Source organism: Streptomyces sp. NPDC012510, from assembly GCF_042955065.1.
In the GTDB taxonomy this organism is placed as follows: Bacteria; Actinomycetota; Actinomycetes; order Streptomycetales; family Streptomycetaceae; genus Streptomyces.
On record NZ_JBIBEN010000015.1, the window covers coordinates 66111 to 85338 of the forward strand.

Sequence of the window (19228 nt, forward strand, 5' to 3'; positions counted from 1 at the left end):
CGGTGCCCCCGAGGTGCGGGACCCACAGGCCCGTACATCCGGGGTGACGGCTACGGGTGGGGGCCCGGGCCGGGGTCGGGTCACGACCCCGGCCGAGTGCCCAGGGGCGAGGGCCCTACTTGCCCAGCCCCGGGTACAACGGGTGCTTGTCGGCGAGGGCCTTGACCCGGGTCCTCAGGGCCGCCACGTCGTACGACGGCTTCAGCGTCTCGGCGATGACGTCCGCGACCTCGGTGAAGTCCTCGGCCGTGAAGCCGCGGGTGGCCAAGGCGGGCGTGCCGATCCGCAGGCCGGAGGTGACCATCGGCGGACGCGGGTCGTTGGGGACGGCGTTGCGGTTGACCGTGATGCCGACCTCGTGGAGGCGGTCCTCGGCCTGCTGCCCGTCCAGCTCGGACTCCCGCAGGTCGACCAGGATCAGGTGCACGTCCGTGCCGCCGGACAGCACGTTGACTCCGGCCTCGCGGGCGTCCGGCGCCGTGAGCCGCTCCGCCAGGATGCGGGCACCCTCCACCGTGCGGCGCTGGCGCTCCCTGAACTCCTCCGAGGCCGCCACCTTGAAGGAGACCGCCTTGGCCGCGATGACATGCTCCAGCGGACCGCCCTGGAAGCCCGGGAAGACGGACGAGTTGAGCTTCTTCGCGAAGTCCTTCTTCGCCAGGATGATGCCGCCGCGCGGACCGCCGAGCGTCTTGTGGGTGGTGGAGGTGACCACGTCCGCGTACTCGACCGGGTTCGGGTGCAGCCCCGCCGCGACCAGGCCCGCGAAGTGCGCCATGTCGACCCAGAGATACGCCCCGACCTCGTCCGCGATCCGGCGGAAGGCGGCGAAGTCGAGCTGACGCGGGTACGCCGACCAGCCCGCGATGATCACCTTCGGGCGGCGCTCCTTGGCCAGCCGCTCGACCTCGGCCATGTCGACCAGGCCCGCGTCGTCCACGTGGTAGGGCACCACGTCGAACTGCTTGCCGGAGAAGTTCAGACGCATCCCGTGGGTGAGGTGGCCGCCGTGCGCCAGGTCCAGGCCGAGGATGGTGTCGCCGGGCTGGGCCAGCGCGAACAGCGCCGCCTGGTTGGCGGAAGCGCCCGAGTGCGGCTGGACGTTGGCGTACTCGGCGCCGAACAACTCCTTGACCCGGTCGATCGCGATCTGCTCGGCCACGTCGACGTGCTCGCAGCCGCCGTAGTAGCGGCGGCCCGGATAGCCCTCGGCGTACTTGTTGGTCAGCACCGAGCCCTGGGCCTCCATGACCGCGACCGGAGCGAAGTTCTCCGAGGCGATCATCTCCAGGGTGGACTGCTGACGTGCCAGCTCGGCGTCGACGGCGGCGGCGACGTCCGGATCCAGCTCGTGCAGGGGCGTGTTCAGAAGCGACATGCGTACGACCTCGTGTTCTCAGCCGGCGGTGTGGGCGACGTACTCGTCGGCGGAGAGCAGATCGTCCGGCTCCTCCGCGACACGTACCTTGAACAGCCAGCCGCCCTCGAAGGGGGCGGTGTTCACCAGCGACGGGTCGTTGACGACGTCCTCGTTGATCTCGGTGACCTCACCGGAGACCGGCGAGTACAGGTCGCTGACCGACTTGGTGGACTCCAGTTCGCCGCAGGTCTCGCCCGCGGTCACCGTGGAGCCCACCTCGGGGAGCTGGGCGTAGACGACATCGCCGAGCGCGTTCGCCGCGAACTCCGTGATGCCGACCGTCGAGACGCCGTCCTCGGCGCCCGACAGCCACTCGTGCTCCTTGCTGTAGCGCAGCTGCTGGGGGTTGCTCATGGCCTGAATTCTCCTGTACGCGAGGGAGTGGTGAGGAAGGGGGGGACTGCTGGAACCGCTGTTGACCAGCGCGGAGTGCCCGGTGTGACGCTCGGGCCGGGCGACCTCGCGCCCAGTGTCTACTTCCGCCGCTTGTAGAACGGCAGCGCCACGACCTCGTACGGCTCGTGGCTGCCCCGGATGTCCACGCCGACCCTGGGGGTGCCCGGCGCGGCGTGCATGGTGTCGACGTACGCCATCGCGATCGGCCTGCCCAGCGTGGGGGAGGGGGCGCCGGAGGTGACCTCGCCGATCACCTGGCCGTCGGCGACGACCGGGTATCCGGCGCGCGGTACCCGGCGGCCCTCGGCGATCAGGCCGACGAGGACGCGGGGCGGCTCGTGGTTGGCGTTCTCGGCGGCCTCGCGCAGGGCCGCGCGGCCCACGAAGTCACCCTCCTTGTCGAACTTCACCACGCGCCCGAGGCCCGCGTCGTACGGGGTGAGGGAGGTCGACAGCTCATGCCCGTACAGCGGCATGCCCGCCTCCAGACGCAGCGTGTCCCGGCAGGACAGGCCGCAGGGCACCAGGCCGACGCCCTCGCCGGCCTTGGTCAGCGCCTGCCACAGCTCGACCGCGTGTTCCGGCTTCACGAACAGCTCGAAGCCGTCCTCGCCGGTGTACCCCGTGCGGGCGATCAGCGCGGGAACCCCGGCGACCGTGCCCGGCAGCCCCGCGTAGTACCTCAGTCCGTCGAGATCGGCGTCGGTGAGCGACTTGAGGATCCCGGGGGACTCCGGACCCTGGACGGCGATCAGCGCGTAGGCGTCCCGGTCGTCCCGCACCGCGGCGTCGAATCCGGCGGAGCGCTCCACGAGCGCGTCCAGCACCACCTGGGCGTTGGAGGCGTTCGCCACGACCAGGTACTCGGTCTCCCCCAGCCGGTAGACGATCAGGTCGTCGAGGATGCCGCCGTCCTCGCGGCAGATCATGGTGTAGCGGGCGCGGCCGACGCCGACGCTCCCGATGTTGCCCACGAGGGCGTAGTTCAACAGGGCCGCGGCCTGCGGTCCGGTCACCGTGATCTCGCCCATGTGCGAGAGGTCGAAGAGACCGGCCTTCGTACGGACGGCGGTGTGCTCGTCCCGCTCGGAGCCGTAGCGCAGGGGCATGTCCCAGCCCGCGAAGTCGGTCATCGTCGCGCCGAGCGAGCGGTGCAGGGCATCGAGCGCGGTACGGCGCGGTCCAGTGGTGGGGCTGCTGCTCATCGGATTCTGCTCCCAGTGCAAGACAGGCGAAGGGCGAGGAAAGTCCTCCCCATCTGTCATCGGAACCTGAGAGGTTCACCACGACCGTACGTACCGGTGGTCGTGACTTGCACCGTGGGTGGAGCCGCCCCCGCGAAAGGGAGTACGGCCCGCTTTTCAGATGTGCCTCGCCCGCGCGGTATCTGGGCCTGAGAGATTCAAGGGAGGGACTTGCTCCTTCGGCGCCCCAGCGAACGACTGCTGGGAGCTCTCCCGCGCGGATTCAAGCGGCCGGTATGCAGTTGGCGCGCACATCATCGCACGCATCGACGCGGCTCGGCAGGGGGACCATTCACAGGTGGGATGGCGTGGGGTGCGGATGAGCGAAGGCAAGGGCGGCACAGCGGTCCGTAGCACTCTTGTGGCAGGACGAGGACTGAACCAGGAGGGATCGGGCATTACCTTCTCTTTACAGTGGGTGGGGATGGGACCTCCATACCCTCGGGGAGGACGATCACGGTGAACAGGACCACGGCGTACGCGACGACGTCGGGCATCGCGGTGCCCAAGCAGCCCGTCGCACCGGCCGGTGAGGCGTGCGGGCCGTTCCCGAGGGCGGTCGTCCGCGACCTCAGGGGGCGTGCCGGACGGAGCCCTCGCGAGCTGTCGTTCGGACCGGCCGACCTGGTGGTGGTCACCGGGCTCCCGGGAAGCGGGAAGTCCACGCTGATGCGGCGCGCCGTTCCGGGCCTCCGCATCGACTCCCAGGACACCCGGGACCGCTTCGACGCGCGCTTCGCCCGCGTCCTGCCGTACGCGGTCTACCGCCCCGCAGTGCGCATCGCCCACTACGCCGGGCTGCGGCGCGCCCTGCGCTCGGGGCAGGGCGTCGTCGTGCATGACTGCGGGACGCAGGCATGGGTGCGGGCGTGGCTCGCGCGCGAGGCGCGCCGCCGCGGCGGCACGCTGCGTCTGCTGTTGCTCGACGTCACGCCCGATGAGGCCCGGGACGGGCAGCGGGAGCGGGGACGGGGGGTGTCGCGGTACGCCTTCGCCCGGCACCGTGGGGCTATGGCGGGGCTGCTGCGGGCGGTGGAGAAAGGGAGGCTTCCGCAGGGCTGCGGGGCGGCGGTGTTGATCGACCGGGCCGCGGCGGAGGTGTTGAAGCGGATCGACTTCGTGGGGTGAAGCCGTGGTCGAGCGGTGGCACTAAGGTGCAGGGACGACAGCATCACGGAGCAAAGCGGTAGGCAGCAGATGGACTTCCCGGCGGACTTTCCGGCACAGGCGCACCCCCATGGGCACGGCGGGTGGCCCGGCAACGAGCTGGAGGAGGTGCTGTCCGCGTCTCTCGGGGTGCCCACGGCGGGGGCCCGGATCGTGGAGGTGCTGGCCCGCAGCTTCGTGTGGGTGCCGCTGCCCGAAGGGGGCGGTCCGCGGAGCGGTCAGCTCGATCTGCCCACGATGGAGGTCGACGGGCAGGCGTACGTGCCGGTCTTCAGCTCCGAGGAACAGTTCCGCCAGGTCGTCGGCGACCACATGTCGTACACGATCGCCCCGGCGGTCGAGTTCGCCCGGGGCCTGCCCCCGCAGATCGGCCTCGCGCTGAACCCGGACGGTGTCGTCGGCATCCCGCTGCCGCCGCCCGCCGTGGCCGAGTTGTGCCGGGCCGGGCGGACGCCGTTGGACGGATCGGCGAGCGGCGCCCGAGTACGGCTGTTCGAGCCGGACTGGCAGGACGACCCCGTCGACTTTCTGGCCGCCGCCTCGGCCGAGTTCGCCGGCACCGGAGCGGTCCTCTCCGCCCGCCGCTGCCTCGCCGCCATCGAGACCGCCGCTCCCGTGATGTTCATCGGCGTCGAACTCGCCTCCTGGGAAGCCGACCGCACCCTCCCGCTCGCCGCCCTCGGCCGAGCCCTCACCAGGACCCCCGTCCCCTGGCCCGTCAACATGGTCTTCCTCGACGTGACCCAGGATCCGGTGGCCGACTGGCTCCGCGAGAAGGTCCGGCCCTTCTACCAACAGGGTTACTGACCGGCGCCCCGCGGGGGCGCGGGGCACTGTCGATATGCGGCTCCGCCGCGTGGGCGCGATCGACCACGAAGAAGCGGTGGTCCGCAGATCACCGCAAGCCCCGAGCCCTGACCGGCTCGACCAGCGCACCACCTAAGCTGTGTCCTATAACCAGGGTCCAACACCGAAGGGCGGCCAACGTGAGCGGCAGCGGCAGCGGCATCGCCACCGGGCAGGTCGAGCACATGCTGCGCCAGGTGACGCCCGGGCGATACGACGCCTACGAGGCGCTGCTGCGTGCCCTCGCCACCCCGTCCTCCGGCCAGATCTGGATGCTGCTCTGGCACGGCCAGGCCGGCTCCCCGGACGCTCAGTACGGGAACATGGAGGTCGACGGGTTCAACTACGCCCCGTGCGTGACCTCCGCCCAGGAGCTGTCCGCCAGTGGCTGGAACCGCAGTTACGAGGTGGTCGACGGCCTCGACGTCGCCCGCACCCTCTACCCCGACCACTACGGCCTCTGGCTCAACCCGCACGCGCCGGGCGGCGGCGTCGGCATCCCCTGGCTCGATCTGCGCCGGATCGCCACGGGCCTGGAGAGACAGCCCGCGGGCCCGCTCCGGCTGTCCGAGCCGGCCATCGAGATCCCGCAGTTCTACGCCCTGCTGACGCAGAACGCCCACCGCACGCCGGCCGTGCGCTCGCTGCGCCGCGCCTGGGTGCAGCCCGCGCTCGGCGCGCCGTACCTGGCGATCGGCCTCGACGTGTACGACACCTCACCGCAGGCGGTGGACTCGGTGCGCGCGATGATGCAGCAGTCCATCGGCGCGGTCCCGGACGGCCTGCCCGTCTCCACCGTCGCCATGTCCGACGAGTACGACCCGGTCGCCATGTGGCTCCGCGCGGGCGCCCGCCCGTTCTACGACCGCGAGGCCCACGCCGCCGCCCCTGCCCAGGCTCCGGCGGCGGGCGGGTACGGATACCCGGGCGGCTACTGAGCCCTCGCCGCCCCCGTTACGCGACGACGGAGCCCCTGGCTCCGGAAGGACTCGTCAGAGAGCCTTCCGGAGCCAGGGGCTCCTCGCATCGTTCTCGTGCCCCCGTGCACGAGAACGATGTACGGGCATGTTTTCCGTGCGCTTTCCCCCGTTGTTCAGCGCACTGGACTTTTACGCCCGAAGTTTATCGCCGAGAGTTTACGGCTTCGGCGTGCACCCGCTCGACTTCTTGGTCTGACATTCGGAGAAGAAGGGGTAGGCGACGATGGCGTTCATGTATCCGTAGTTCTTGATGACCACCGTCTTGCAGCCGGGCCCGTAGCGCTCCTTGCGGATGTTGAATCGCTGGAACTTCACCTTCGGCGTGACGAAGCCGTAGTGCTTGCCCTTGACCACCATCTGGTTGGTGACCTTGATTCCCTTGGAGGTCTTCTTGGTGACCGAGTAGTCCGTGCGACCCTCGACCTTGGCGATTCCCCACGACACGGACACGGTGGCGCCCGCACTCCAGGTGGTCGCACGGGATGTGGTCGTGGTCATCGTGTAGTTGAGCTTCGCCTTGGACTTGCTGGAGTTGTACCGGCCGGCCGTGGGCGCGATGGGCTTGTACGTGGGCGAGCCGAACTTCTCCACGGTGTAGAAGGAACCCGTCCCACAGTTCTGCGCGCCCGCGGTCCCCGCGAAAGCGGTGCCCTGGGTGGCCATCATCGTGCCCGCGAGGAGCGCGGTCGCGGCAAATGCCGAACCGACGCCACGGCGCATGGTGCTCTTCATTTTTTCCCCGTTTCCCCGTACGTGGGGCCCCTGTTGCTTTTTCTCGCTCGGTGGCCCCGTTCGTTGGAAAAAACCTATGGAGGGGTTTCCGGGCTGTCAACGGACCGTACTCCGCCGTATCCGGAGAACCTCAAGAAAGGCTCAACGGGAGAATTGCGACTGCCTGACGGTCCGGGCGATTTGCTCCCTCTGTCGTGATGTCGCCTCGGGGTAAATGGGAAAAAGAGGGCGACGCATGGGGTCCCCGAGCTTCATGTGATCCCCGTCACACCTGAGGTCTCGAGGGCCTGAAGTTCGGCCCTGGTATGGGGGGATGTGCTCTTTTCGCGCCAAGCACGCACCGTTCGCCAGCGGTTGACCGGTGTCCGCATAGCGGAGCCCGGCGGCAGCATCACGTTTAGGCATCCATTCACCGCCAAGTCTGGTCAGCGCTCGACGAACCGTTGAAGACTCGCCCACCAGGGGCTTCGCCCCGCGTGTGAGGGAGTTGACGCCGCCACAGCGGCAAGTGCGGGCCGGTCACCGCCGGTTGAGAGGGGTCCCTGCCAGATGACGGCGCCATTGCATGACACGACCGCGGAAGCGGTCCCGACCGCGCCCACCGACCCGGCCGGGCCGGTGGGCAGGAAGGTCGAGGGCCGGTCCCTGAAGCGGATCGCCTGGAACCGTCTGAAGCAGGACAAGGTCGCCCTGGCCGGCGGCGTCACCGTGGTCGTCCTGGCCCTGGTGGCCATCTTCGCCCCGTTGATCGTCTCCGTGCTCGGCCACCCGCCGAACGAGTTCCACCAGGAGGAGCTGGACCCGCTCACCAACCTGCCGCAGGGCGCCTGGGGCGGGGTGAGCAGCGACTTCCTCTTCGGTGTCGAGCCGAACAAGGGACGCGACGTCTTCAGCCGGATCGTCTACGGCGCCCGGATCTCGCTGCTCGTGGCGTTCCTGGCCGCCGTGGTCGCGGTGGTGCTCGGTACGTTGTTCGGCATCATGGCGGGGTACTTCGGCGGCTGGGTCGACGCGTGCATCAGCCGCACCATGGACGTACTCCTCGCCTTCCCGCAGCTGCTCTTCATCATCTCCCTGGTCTCGGTGCTCCCGGACGACCTGCTGGGGCTGACCGGTTCGGGTGTGCGGATCGCCGTACTCGTCCTGGTCATCGGTTTCTTCGGCTGGCCGTACGTGGGCCGCATCGTGCGCGGCCAGACACTGAGCCTGCGAGAACGCGAGTATGTCGAGGCCGCCCGCAGCCTCGGCGGCGGCCGGCGCCACATCCTCTTCAAGGAGCTGCTGCCCAACCTGGTCGCGCCGATCCTCGTCTACGCGACGCTGATGATCCCCACCAACATCCTCACCGAGGCGGCGCTCAGCTTCCTCGGCGCGGGTGTGCGACCGCCCACGGCGTCCTGGGGCGGCATGCTGCGCGACGCGCTCGGCACCTATGAGCACGACCCGATGTTCATGGTCTTCCCCGGTGTCACGATCTTCGTCGCCGTGCTCGCCTTCAATCTCTTCGGTGACGGACTGCGCGACGCGCTCGACCCCAAGGGCACGCGCTAGTCCACCCGTTCGCACAACTTGCCCCTGCCGCAGTGTCAGGTGGCTCATTCCATGGTTCTCCGGCACTGGTCCGGGACCGCGAATCTCGGAGGTTGCGAGAAATGTCCACAGTTTCCTCGAAGCGACGGCTCGCCGCTGGCGCTGCCCTCGTGGTCGCGGCGCTGGTGACCACCACGGCCTGCGGCGGCGGCGACGGCGACGGTGACGGCGAAGGCAAGGGCGCCGGTTACAACGCCGCGCTCGACAAGGTCGTCAACGCCTCCACCAAGAAGGGCGGGACGCTGAAGTTCGTCGGCAAGCAGGACTTCGACTCCCTGGACCCGCAGCGCACGTACTACGGCATGACCTGGGACTTCATGCGGTTCTTCACCCGCACCCTGGTCACCTATGACACCAAGCCGGGGGACGCGTCCAACAAGCTGGTCGGCGACCTCGCCACCGGCCCCGGTGAGGTCTCCGCTGACGGCAAGACCTACACGTACAAGCTGCGTGACGGTCTGACCTGGGAGGACGGCTCCCCGCTGACCTCCAAGGACATCAAGTACGGCATCGAGCGCATCTGGGCCACCGATGTCATCACCGGCGGCCCGGCCTACATCAAGCAGACGCTGGACCCCAAGGGCGAGTACCCGGGCCCCTACAAGGACAAGTCCGCGGACAAGCTCGGTCTGAAGGCGATCGAGACGCCCGACGACAAGACGATCGTCTTCAAGCTGCCCAAGCCCAACGGTGACTTCGAGCAGTTCCTGGCGATGCCCACCGGCGCCCCGGTCAAGCAGAGCGAGGACACCGGCGCCAAGTACACCAACAAGCCCTTCTCCTCCGGCCCTTACAAGGTCCAGTCGTACAAGGCGGGCAAGGAGCTCACGCTCGTCCGCAACACCGCCTGGAAGAAGGAGTCGGACCCGATCCGTCCGGCCCTCCCGGACAAGATCACCGTGACGATCTCCGCCAACCTGGAGGAGAACGACAAGCGCCTGATGGAAGGCGACTACGACCTGGACGTCAACGGCACGGGCATGACCCAGTCCGGCCGCGTCACCGCCGTCCAGGACCACAAGGCGGACATCGACAACATCCAGACGTCCTTCGTCCGTTACGTGGCCCTGGTGCACACCGCCAAGCCGCTGGACAACGTGCACTGCCGCAAGGCGGTCTTCTACGCCACGGACTTCGCGGGCATCCAGCAGACCCGCGGCGGCGCGGTGGCCGGTGGTGAGATAGCCAACTCGGTCTTCCCGAAGGCGATCCCCGGCTACACCGACTACGACCCGTACGGCGTCCTCGCCCGCAAGGGCAAGCCGGACCTCGCGAAGGCCAAGGCGGAGCTGAAGGAGTGCGGCCAGCCCAACGGCTTCTCCACCAAGCTCTCCGCCCGGACCAACCAGCCGGCCGAGGTCGACGCGGCCGAGGCGCTGCAGGAGCAGCTCGCCAAGGCCGGCATCAAGATCGAGGTCGACCCGATCGACGGTGCCCAGTCCTCCAGCATCACCGGGTCGCCGAAGGTCGTGAAGGAGCGCGGCTACGGCATGACGATGGCGGGCTGGGGTCCGGACTTCCCGACCGGCCAGGGCTACGGGCAGCCGCTGTTCGACAGCCGCTTCATCTTCCCGAACGGCAACTACAACGAGTCCCAGATCAAGGACCCGGAGATCGACAAGCTCTTCGACGACGCGATCGCCTCGACCGACCCGGCCAAGTCCACCGCGCTGTACGAGCAGATGAACAAGCGCCTGCTCGACAACGCCGACTGGATGCCCTTCATCTACGAGAAGAACATCTCGTGGCGCAGCCCGCGGCTGACCAACGTCTACTCGTCCGCCGCGTACAACGGCCGCTACGACTACGTCAGCCTCGGCGTCACCAAGTGATCATCGTCGAGCGAACGTAGTTGCCCGTCTCCTTGCCGTCGCATCCCGCCAGTCCGAAGGGCAGGTGATGGCCCCGGACGGCGGCCCGGACCTCTCAAGAGGAGGTCCGGGCCGCCGTCGGGCCGCACACAGTGCTTGTTTATCTCTTCCGGCGTCTGATCGCCGTCGTCGTTCTGGTGCTGGTCGTACTGCTCGCGACCTTCACCGTGTTCTACATGCTGCCCAGGTGGGCGGGACAGGACATCGCCGTCCTCTTCGCCGGCAAGGCGACAGGTGCCGAGCAGGTCGAGGGCATCCGCACCAAGCTGGGCCTCGACGACCCGCTGCTCGCGCAGTTCTGGGACTTCGTCAAGGGCATCCCGATGGGCCGTGACTACGCCAACGGCACCGACGTCACACACTGCCCGGCCCCCTGCTTCGGCTACTCCTTCGTCACGGAGGAGCCGGTGTGGAACACCCTCAAGGACGCCCTGCCCGTCACCGCCGCGCTCGCCGCCGGCGCCTGCGTCCTCTGGCTGGCCGGAGGCGTCGCCACCGGAGTGGTCTCCGCGCTCAAGCGGGGCACCGTCTGGGACCGCGGTGCGATGATCGGTGCGCTCGGTGGCGTCTCGCTGCCGGTCTTCTTCACCGGCATGGTCGCGATGGGCATCTTCGTGCACAGCCTGGGATGGGTGCACATCGAGGACAACCTGAGCACGGACGACTCGATCGGGGTCTGGTTCGAGACCCTGATCCTGCCGTGGATCGTGCTCGCCCTCCTCAACGCCGCGATGTACGCCCGGCTCACCCGCGCCACCATGCTGGACATCCTCGGTGAGGACTACATCCGCACCGCCAGGGCCAAGGGCCTCGGGGAACGCGTCGTCATCACCCGGCACGCGCTGCGCTCCGCGATGACACCTATCCTGACGGTCTTCGGCCTCGACATCGGTGTGCTGCTCGGAGGCGCGGTCCTGACCGAGTCGACGTTCAACCTGCCCGGCCTCGGGCTCGCCGCGGTCCAGGCCATCAACACCAAGGACCTGCCGGTCATTCTGGGCGTGACCCTGTTCGCGGCGCTCGCGATCGCCGTGGCCAACCTGCTCGTGGACCTTCTGTACGCCGTCATCGACCCGCGAGTGAGGCTGGGATGACCGACCTGAACAAGACGGGGGCCGCTGTCGGAGAGCCCGTGGCCGTCTCGTCCGCACCCACCGCCTTCCTCGAAGTACGCGATCTGAAGGTGCACTTCCCGACCGACGACGGACTGGTCAAGTCCGTGGACGGACTCAGCTTCCAGCTGGAGAAGGGCAAGACCCTCGGCATCGTGGGGGAGTCCGGCTCCGGCAAGTCGGTGACCTCGCTCGGCATCATGGGCCTGCACACCGCGGGCCAGTACGGCAAGCGCAAGGCGCAGATCTCCGGCGAGATCTGGCTGAACGGCACCGAACTGCTCTCCGCCGACCCCGACCACGTCCGCAAGCTGCGTGGCCGCGAGATGGCGATGATCTTCCAGGACCCGCTGTCGGCGCTGCATCCGTACTACACGATCGGCAAGCAGATCGTGGAGGCGTACCGCGTCCACCACGACGTGAACAAGAAGACCGCAAGACGTCGTGCCGTGGAGATGCTCGACCGGGTCGGCATCCCGCAGCCGGACAAACGGGTCGACAGCTACCCGCACGAGTTCTCCGGTGGTATGCGCCAGCGCGCGATGATCGCGATGTCGCTGGTCAACAACCCCGAACTGCTCATCGCGGACGAGCCGACGACCGCCCTCGACGTGACGGTCCAGGCGCAGATCCTCGACCTCATCCGGGACCTGCAGAAGGAGTTCGGCTCCGCGGTCATCATCATCACCCACGACCTCGGGGTCGTCGCCGAACTCGCGGACGACCTGCTGGTGATGTACGGCGGCCGCTGTGTCGAGCGGGGCCCCAGCGACAAGGTGTTCTACGAGCCCCGCCACCCCTACACCTGGGGCCTGCTCGGCTCGATGCCGCGCCTGGACCGCGACCAGCAGGACCGGCTCATCCCGGTCAAGGGCTCTCCGCCCTCCCTGATCAACATCCCGTCCGGCTGCGCCTTCAACCCGCGCTGCCAGTACGCCGACGTACCCAAGGGTGACGTCACCCGCACCGTCCGCCCCGAGCTGACCGAGGTCGGTGGCCGGCACTGGGCCGCCTGCCACATGACCAGGGAGCAGCGGGAGCGAATCTGGACCGAAGAGATTGCGCCCAAGCTGTGAGCGAGAAACCCGAGGACGCGGAAGTGACCATTCCCGCACAGACCGGGGAGGCGGCCCACGCCGCGATCCTCGCCAAGGACGCCGCCCCCGGCGAGATCCTGCTCAAGGTGACCGGGCTCCAGAAGCACTTCCCCATCCGCAAGGGCCTGTTCAAGCGCCAGGTCAGCGCCGTGCGTGCCGTCGACGGCATCGACTTCGAGGTGCGGGCCGGTGAGACCCTGGGCGTCGTGGGCGAGTCGGGCTGCGGCAAGTCGACCATGGGCCGGCTGATCACGCGCCTGCTCGAACCGACCGCCGGCACCGTCGAGTTCGAGGGCCGGGACATCACCCACCTCGGGGTCGGCGGCATGAGGCCGCTGCGCCGGGACATCCAGATGATCTTCCAGGATCCATACTCGTCGCTGAACCCGCGCCACACCATCGGCACGATCATCGGCGCCCCCTTCCGGCTGCAGAACGTGACGCCCGAGGGGGGCGTCAAGAAGGAGGTCCAGCGGCTGCTGTCAGTGGTCGGCCTCAACCCCGAGCACTACAACCGCTACCCCCACGAGTTCTCCGGCGGTCAGCGCCAGCGCATCGGCATCGCCCGCGCCCTCGCCCTCAAGCCCCGGATGGTCGTCGCGGACGAGCCGGTCTCCGCGCTCGACGTGTCCATCCAGGCCCAGGTCGTCAACCTGATGGACGACCTCCAGGACGAGCTCGGCCTGACGTACGTGATCATCGCGCACGACCTGTCGGTGGTCCGCCACGTCTCCGACCGCATCGCGGTGATGTACCTCGGCAAGATCGTGGAGCTGGCCGACCGGGACTCCCTGTACACGGCGCCCATGCACCCGTACACCAAGGCGCTGCTCTCGGCCGTGCCGATCCCGGACCCCAAGCGCCGGGGTGCCAAGAGCGAGCGCATCCTGCTCAAGGGTGACGTCCCCTCGCCGATCGCGCCGCCGAGCGGCTGCCGCTTCCACACCCGGTGCTGGAAGGCCACACAGGTCTGCACGACCACCGAGCCACCCCTCGCCGAGTTGAAGCCCGGACAGCGGGTGGCCTGCCACCACCCGGAGAACTTCGAGGACCAGCAGCCGCAGGACGTCGTCCTGCTGACGGCCGCGAAGGAGGCGGGCGAGCTGGTGCCGGACGCGGTGCTGGCCGAGTCGGCGGAGACGTCGGCCGCGGTCGCCAAGGCTGTGGAGCCTGACGCGGTTCAGAAGGCGGTGAAGGTGGAAGAGCCTGAAGATCCCGGCAATGACTGAGGTAAGCCCCGTGTGCGCCTTGCATTGCAAGGCGCACATGTGTTTCCGGGTGAGAATGTGTGAGTGTCTCCCTACCCGCTCGACTTGATCGGCATCTTCGTCTTCGCCATCTCCGGCGCGCTGCTGGCCGTCCGCAAGAACTTCGACGTCTTCGGCATCGCCGTCCTCGCCGAGGTGACCGCGCTCGGCGGCGGTCTCTTCCGGGACCTGGTCATCGGCGCCGTACCGCCCGCCGCCTTCACCGACCTCGGCTACTTCCTCACGCCGCTGCTGGCCACCCTCCTGGTCTTCTTCCTCCACCCGCACGTGGAGCGCATCCAGATCGGCGTGAACGTCTTCGACGCGGCCGGCCTCGGCCTCTTCTGTGTCGCCGGTACGACCAAGGCGTACGAGCACGGCCTCGGGCTGACCGCGTCGGCCACCCTCGGTCTCGCCACGGCGGTCGGCGGCGGTGTGCTGCGGGACGTCCTCGCCAACGAGGTGCCCTCGCTGCTGCGCTGGGACCGCGACCTGTACGCCGTGCCCGCGATGGTCGGGGCCGCAATGGTGGTGCTGTGCGTCAGTCAGGACGCACTGACCCCCCTCACCTCGGCCCTCGCGGCGGTCACGGCCTTCGTGCTGCGGCTGCTGGCCATGCGGTACCACTGGCGGGCCCCGAGGGCATGGAACCGGCGCTCGGCGGCGGTCGAGGAGGGGTGAGGCGATAAAGCTACCTAGTAAGTCGCTTGTTGTACCGTTCACCCATGCCCGAAGCAGCTTCCGTACAGGCCACCGTCGGTGACAGCGAGTTCGACCGGGACACCGCGGTCACCCTGCGGGAACCCGGCGTCTACGACGTCGACCTCTCCGCCGGCTGGACGATCATCAGCGCCGTCAACGGCGGCTACCTGCTGTCCGTCCTGGGACGCGCCCTCGCCGACGCGCTCCCGCACGACGACCCGTTCACGATCTCCGCACACTACCTGACCGCCTCCCAGCCCGGCCCTGCGGTCGTCCGCACGGACGTCGTCCGCGCCGGCCGGACCCTGTCGACCGGCCAGGCCTCCCTCTTCCAGTACGACGACGAGGGCCGCGAAGTCGAGCGGATACGCGTCCTCGCCTCCTACGGCGACCTGGACACCCTCCCCGGCGACGTCCGTACGACGGCGAAGCCGCCCGAGATCCCGCCGATCGAGCAGTGCTTCGGCCCGCAGGACGCTCTCCTCCCGGTCCCCGGCAGCTCCGCCATCGCCGACCGGCTGTTGCTGAAGCTCGACCCCGCCACCCTCGGCTGGGCGCTGGGCGCGCCCTCCGGCAAGGGTGAGATGCGCGCCTGGTTCGGCCTCGCCGACGGCCGCGACGCCGACCCGCTCTCGCTGCTCCTCGCGGTGGACGCGCTTCCGCCGACCGCCTTCGAGATGGACGTCATGGGCTGGGTGCCGACGGTCGAGCTGACCGTCCACGTGCGGTGTCGCCCGGCGCCGGGACCGCTCCGGGTCTCCATCACCACCCGTAACCTCGCCGGCGGCTTCCTGGAGGAGGACGCCGAGGTCTGGGACGGCTCCGACCGACTGGTCGCCCAGTCGCGTCAACTGGCGCGGGTCAGGCTGTCTGACTGAGCCCCGGGCGGAGATGTCGGTGATCGCTTTGCTCTTCGCACAGGGGCGCCACAGCGTGAACCCAAGGGAGTCCCAAGCGGCGTTGGTTCGATGCCGCTCATTGAACTCCCTCATCGCCCCTGGAGCTGGTTCCCATGAAGCGTGCGCGTCCCGTTCCCGCCGTCGCCCTGCTGGCGGCCGCACCCCTCTTCCTCGTGGCGTGCGGCTCCGGCGACTCGTCGTCGATCACCTCTGACAACGGCGACTCCGGTGGGCAGCAGACCTGCCAGGCTCCGTCCGGCGCACCCTCCGCGAACCGTCAGGCGCCTTCCGGGGCTCCCTCGGGCGTGCCCTCCGGGCAGCCGTCCGGCGCGCCGAGCGGTGCCCCCGGCGCCGGCGGTCAGGGTGGTCCAGGCGGGGGCGGGGGCGACTGCGGAGGCCCCGGTGAACGGCGGTCAGGGCGGCCAGGCCCCGAGCTGGGCTCCGAGTCAGGAGGTCTCGGCGTCGGCCTCGGCCTCGGCGTCGCAGGACAGCTGATCAGGTCCGCACGTACCCATGCGGAGGGCGCACCCGGTCAACGGGCGCGCCCTCGCCCTTCGCCGGCCGCGGCCGGCGTCAGTCGCGCCAGTGGCGTCAGTCGAGCCAGTGGCGACAGCCGATGCTGATCAGCCGCATGCGGCGCCCGGCCAACCGGGTCACCCGGGCGCGCTCCTCCTCCTGCTCGGCCGGTGCCTCCAGGAACAGCGAGGCCGTCACCAGCATCTGATCGACGTACAGGCCCGCGAGCATCAGCCGGTCGTCGTCGGTCCACCCCTCGGTCTCGGGCCGCCTGGCCAGTTCGCCGCGCACCTCCTCGGTGAACCGGGCCAGCTGCCCCTGGATGGCGTCCCGCACCGGCTGGACCCCGCCGTGCCGCTCGCGAGCGATGAAGCGGACGTGTGCGGGGTACGCGTCCACGTGGCGGGCGATCAGATCCACGGATTGCTCGATGAGTTCGCCGCTGTCGCCCACCGCCGACATCAGATCCCCGAGGACGGGGTGCAGACTGCCCAGCGCCTCCTCGACCAGCGCCACACCGAGGTCCGCGGTCGACCGGAAGTGCCGGTAGAACGCGGTCGGGGCGACGCCGACGGCCCGGGTGACCTCCCGAAGTCCCAGGCTGCCGAGGCTCTGTTCCTCCAGCAGACCGAGCGCTGCGTCCATGAGCGACTGCCGGGTCCTCTGCTTCTGGGCCTGCCGGATGCCGAGAGTGTGACTCATGCCATGCAGTTAACAACTGTTCTCCGTAATTGCAAAGCGGGGCGGCGCGCTAGACTGAGGAGTCAGTGAACAGTTGTAACCGAACATGGGAGGCGAACGCGCCATGCTGTTCCTCGTCGCCGCGCTCCTGCTGCTGGGAGTCGTCCTGGGCACCGTGGCCCACGTACCGGTGGCCGTCTCGTCCGTCCTCGCCGCCGGTATCGCGCTCTGGCTGGCGGTCTTCGCGTACCGCGAGCGCCACGCCCGCAGCACCCGCACCTCCGACTGACCGTCCCCGAGAGCCCGTTGGGAGCAGACCGACCATGCAGCTCACCGCCGCCCGCCCGACCGGAACCACCACGACCCGCCCCCGAGGCCGCGACGCCGACGGCATGGCCGTCGCCTCCTTCGTCCTCGGTCTCCTGGGCCTCCTCGTCCTCAACCTCTTCCTCGGCCCCGTCGCCATCGTCCTGGCCGCCGTCGCCCTCAAGCGCGGCACGACGAGGCGGGGCCGCGCCTTCCTGGGCCTGGGCCTGGGCATCGCCGACCTCGTGGTCCTGGCGGCCCTGATGCAGACGACGAACACGGTGTCCTGGAGCTTCTGAGGAACACGGTGTCCCGGAGCTCCGAGGATGGTGTCCTGGAGCTTTGCGAGAGGGGAGCGGCCAAGTGCCACCCGCCGGCGATGGCCTTACCGGCATCGGCCGAGGCCGGCGCCCGGCGCCCCCGTAGAATCGGGCTCACCATGGCTTACCTCGACCACGCGGCGACCACCCCGATGCTCCCCGAGGCGGCAGAGGCCCTGACCGCCCACCTGAGCGTCACCGGCAACGCCTCCTCGCTGCACGCCTCCGGCCGCCGAGCGCGGCGCACCGTCGAGGAGGCCCGTGAATCCCTCGCCGAGGCCCTCGGGGCCCGCCCCAGCGAGGTGGTCCTCACCTCCGGCGGCACCGAGGCCGACAACCTCGCCGTGAAGGGTCTGTACTGGTCCCGCCGCGACGCCGACCCCGCCCGCACCCGGATCCTCGCGAGCCCCGTCGAGCACCACGCGGTCCTCGACGCCGTCCACTGGCTCGGCGAACACGAGGGCGCCACCGTCGAGTACCTTCCGGTCGACGCGTACGGCCGCGTCCACCCGGAGGCCCTGCGCGAGGCCATCGCCCGCGACCCCGACGACGTCGCCCTGGCCACCGTGATGTGGGCCAACAACGAGATCGGCACGATCATGCCGGTCAGCGAACTGGCGGACACCGCACGGGAGTTCGGCGTCCCGCTGCATGCCGACGCGGTCCAGGCCTTCGGTCAGGTTCCGGTCGACTTCGACGCCTCCGGCCTCGCCGCCATGACCGTCTCCGGCCACAAGATCGGGGGCCCGTACGGCATCGGCGCTCTGCTGCTGGGCCGTGAGTACAGTCCCGTGCCCGTGCTGCACGGTGGCGGCCAGGAGCGTCATGTGCGCTCCGGCACCCTCGACGTCCCCGCCGTCGCCTCCTTCGCGGTGGCCGGCCGGCTCGCCGCCGAGCAGCGCGAGTGGTTCGCCCGGGAGATCGGCGCCCTGCGCGACGACCTGGTCGAGGCGGTCCGCACGGCGGTCCCGGACGCGATCCTGGGCGGCGACCCGTCCTCGGCGGGCAGGCTTCCGGCCAACGCGCACTTCACGTTCCCCGGATGCGAGGGCGACTCCCTGCTCCTCCTCCTCGACGCCCAGGGCATCGAGTGCTCCACGGGCTCAGCCTGCACCGCCGGCATCGCCCAGCCCAGCCATGTCCTCCTCGCCACCGGCACCGACCCGGACCTCGCGCGCGGCACCCTCCGCTTCTCCCTCGGCCACACCTCCACGGAGGCGGACGTCGAGGCGGTGGCGAAGGCGATCGGCCCGGCAGTGGAACGCGCCCGCAACGCCGGGCTGACCTGAGCGGACGGGACGGGCCGCGCGGCGTCCGCCGGGAGCACACCCGCGCGGCGTCCGCCCCGCGGGTGTGCGCCCCCGCCGCCGTCCCGGGTCAGGCAGGCGCCGACGCCCGCTCGGCGGCCGCAGCGCGCACCAGTTTCATGTACCGGTCCCAGTCCCAGCCCTCGCCCGGGTCCGTGTGGTCCGTCCCCGGCACCTCGACGTGGCCGAGGATGTGCTCCCGGTCGAGGGGGATGTCGTAGCGGGCGCAGATCCGGGCCGTGAGCCGTGCCGAGGCCTCGTACATCTCGTCGGTGAAGTCCTCGGGCTTCTCGACGAAGCCCTCGTGCTCGATGCCGACGCTGCGCTCGTTGTAGTCGCGGTTGCCCGCGTGGTACGCCACGTCCAGTTCGCGGATCATCTGGGTGACGTGGCCGTCCTTGCGGACGATGTAGTGCGCGGCGGCTCCGTGGGCAGGGTCCTGGAAAACCTTCACGGCGCTGTCGAAGCTGCCCTGGGTGACATGGACGATCACCATGTCTATGCCGAAGTCGTCCGGCCGGTCCGCCAGCCGCCAGTTCGCGTCGGACGCCGCCGTCCACTTCGCGCCCGTGTAGTCGACCTCGCCCTCCTTGCGCGGCTTCTTGACGCCGGGCACGCGCCACCACGCGCGCGTCAGCTCGTCACGCGCCACCACGGCCGTACCGACGGCGGCCACGGCCGTGCCGATCAACAGGGCGCGGCGACCGACGCGCCGGCCCGCGTCCCCGCCGCCGGAAGCGCCCGCGCCCCCGGAACCGTTCCTCGAAGCCCTTCTCGTTCCCACGAGAGCGTCAA

19 protein-coding genes and 1 riboswitch are annotated in these 19228 nt (G+C 69.7%); of the genes, 13 read left to right on the plus strand and 6 right to left on the minus strand.

The features are described 5' to 3' along the window. Positions 1-115 precede the first annotated feature (115 nt). The 3 genes from glyA to gcvT form a co-directional block, all read right to left on the minus strand. A complete protein-coding gene (gene glyA, locus ACFY9I_RS26490; RefSeq protein ID WP_391005733.1) occupies positions 116-1378 on the minus strand; it encodes a serine hydroxymethyltransferase in 1263 nt (420 codons plus the stop codon). An 18-nt stretch (positions 1379-1396) separates the two neighbouring features. Then, positions 1397-1774, minus strand: coding sequence for a glycine cleavage system protein GcvH (gene gcvH, locus ACFY9I_RS26495; RefSeq protein ID WP_391005735.1), 378 nt, complete (start codon positions 1772-1774; stop codon positions 1397-1399). Positions 1775-1893: 119 nt separating this feature from the next. Then, positions 1894-3021: a glycine cleavage system aminomethyltransferase GcvT gene (gene gcvT / locus ACFY9I_RS26500; RefSeq protein WP_391005738.1), complete on the minus strand. Its 1128-nt coding sequence runs from the start codon at positions 3019-3021 to the stop codon at positions 1894-1896. A gap of 166 nt (positions 3022-3187) precedes the next feature. Next, positions 3188-3286: riboswitch (glycine riboswitch) on the minus strand. Between the two features lie 233 nt (positions 3287-3519). Here gcvT and ACFY9I_RS26505 point away from each other — a divergent pair. The 3 genes from ACFY9I_RS26505 (at position 3520) to ACFY9I_RS26515 (ending at position 6011) form a co-directional block, all read left to right on the plus strand. Continuing rightward, complete coding sequence (locus tag ACFY9I_RS26505; RefSeq protein ID WP_391005741.1) at positions 3520-4188, plus strand: AAA family ATPase; 669 nt, start codon at positions 3520-3522, stop codon at positions 4186-4188. A 69-nt stretch (positions 4189-4257) separates the two neighbouring features. Next, positions 4258-5034, plus strand: coding sequence for an enhanced serine sensitivity protein SseB C-terminal domain-containing protein (locus tag ACFY9I_RS26510; RefSeq protein ID WP_391005744.1), 777 nt, complete (start codon positions 4258-4260; stop codon positions 5032-5034). A gap of 224 nt (positions 5035-5258) precedes the next feature. Further along, positions 5259-6011, plus strand: coding sequence for an enhanced serine sensitivity protein SseB C-terminal domain-containing protein (locus ACFY9I_RS26515; protein ID WP_391006099.1), 753 nt, complete (start codon positions 5259-5261; stop codon positions 6009-6011). A gap of 198 nt (positions 6012-6209) precedes the next feature. Here ACFY9I_RS26515 and ACFY9I_RS26520 read toward each other — a convergent pair whose 3' ends face one another. Further along, on the minus strand, positions 6210-6785 hold the full coding sequence (locus ACFY9I_RS26520; RefSeq protein ID WP_391005746.1) for a hypothetical protein: 576 nt from the start codon (positions 6783-6785) through the stop codon (positions 6210-6212). Between the two features lie 549 nt (positions 6786-7334). Between ACFY9I_RS26520 and ACFY9I_RS26525 the strand changes: the two genes are divergently transcribed. The 7 genes from ACFY9I_RS26525 to ACFY9I_RS26555 all read left to right on the plus strand — a co-directional run bounded on the left by ACFY9I_RS26525 (position 7335) and on the right by ACFY9I_RS26555 (position 15282). Then, on the plus strand, positions 7335-8336 hold the full coding sequence (locus ACFY9I_RS26525) for an ABC transporter permease subunit (RefSeq protein WP_391005748.1): 1002 nt from the start codon (positions 7335-7337) through the stop codon (positions 8334-8336). 101 nt (positions 8337-8437) lie between these two features. After that, positions 8438-10207, plus strand: a complete 1770-nt coding sequence (locus ACFY9I_RS26530; protein WP_391005751.1) for an ABC transporter substrate-binding protein — start codon at positions 8438-8440, stop codon at positions 10205-10207. 131 nt (positions 10208-10338) lie between these two features. Next, positions 10339-11340, plus strand: a complete 1002-nt coding sequence (locus ACFY9I_RS26535) for an ABC transporter permease subunit (protein WP_391005754.1) — start codon at positions 10339-10341, stop codon at positions 11338-11340. After that, the gene (locus tag ACFY9I_RS26540; RefSeq protein WP_391005757.1) at positions 11337-12434 is read left to right on the plus strand and encodes an oligopeptide/dipeptide ABC transporter ATP-binding protein; all 1098 of its coding nucleotides are present in this window, start codon (positions 11337-11339) and stop codon (positions 12432-12434) included. Before ACFY9I_RS26535 ends, ACFY9I_RS26540 begins: the two co-directional genes overlap by 4 nt. A 23-nt stretch (positions 12435-12457) precedes the next feature. Next, entirely contained in the window at positions 12458-13684 is a 1227-nt protein-coding gene (locus ACFY9I_RS26545; RefSeq protein ID WP_391005760.1) for a dipeptide ABC transporter ATP-binding protein, read from the plus strand. Between the two features lie 63 nt (positions 13685-13747). Then, the gene (locus ACFY9I_RS26550) at positions 13748-14383 is read left to right on the plus strand and encodes a TRIC cation channel family protein (RefSeq protein WP_391005763.1); all 636 of its coding nucleotides are present in this window, start codon (positions 13748-13750) and stop codon (positions 14381-14383) included. Positions 14384-14427: 44 nt separating this feature from the next. Next, positions 14428-15282, plus strand: a complete 855-nt coding sequence (locus ACFY9I_RS26555) for an acyl-CoA thioesterase domain-containing protein (protein WP_391005766.1) — start codon at positions 14428-14430, stop codon at positions 15280-15282. Between the two features lie 612 nt (positions 15283-15894). On the opposite strand, the gene ACFY9I_RS26560 is transcribed toward ACFY9I_RS26555, so the two are convergent. Beyond that, positions 15895-16521, minus strand: coding sequence for a TetR family transcriptional regulator (locus ACFY9I_RS26560; RefSeq protein WP_391005769.1), 627 nt, complete (start codon positions 16519-16521; stop codon positions 15895-15897). A gap of 85 nt (positions 16522-16606) precedes the next feature. Here ACFY9I_RS26560 and ACFY9I_RS26565 point away from each other — a divergent pair, with 85 nt between their 5' ends. The 3 genes from ACFY9I_RS26565 (at position 16607) to ACFY9I_RS26575 (ending at position 18415) form a co-directional block, all read left to right on the plus strand. Then, complete coding sequence (locus tag ACFY9I_RS26565) at positions 16607-16789, plus strand: hypothetical protein (protein WP_391006115.1); 183 nt, start codon at positions 16607-16609, stop codon at positions 16787-16789. A gap of 34 nt (positions 16790-16823) precedes the next feature. After that, the gene (locus tag ACFY9I_RS26570; protein WP_391005772.1) at positions 16824-17105 is read left to right on the plus strand and encodes a DUF4190 domain-containing protein; all 282 of its coding nucleotides are present in this window, start codon (positions 16824-16826) and stop codon (positions 17103-17105) included. 140 nt (positions 17106-17245) lie between these two features. After that, on the plus strand, positions 17246-18415 hold the full coding sequence (locus ACFY9I_RS26575; protein ID WP_391005773.1) for an aminotransferase class V-fold PLP-dependent enzyme: 1170 nt from the start codon (positions 17246-17248) through the stop codon (positions 18413-18415). 88 nt (positions 18416-18503) lie between these two features. On the opposite strand, the gene ACFY9I_RS26580 is transcribed toward ACFY9I_RS26575, so the two are convergent. Then, positions 18504-19217, minus strand: a complete 714-nt coding sequence (locus ACFY9I_RS26580) for an N-acetylmuramoyl-L-alanine amidase (RefSeq protein ID WP_391005776.1) — start codon at positions 19215-19217, stop codon at positions 18504-18506. Positions 19218-19228: the final 11 nt, after the last annotated feature.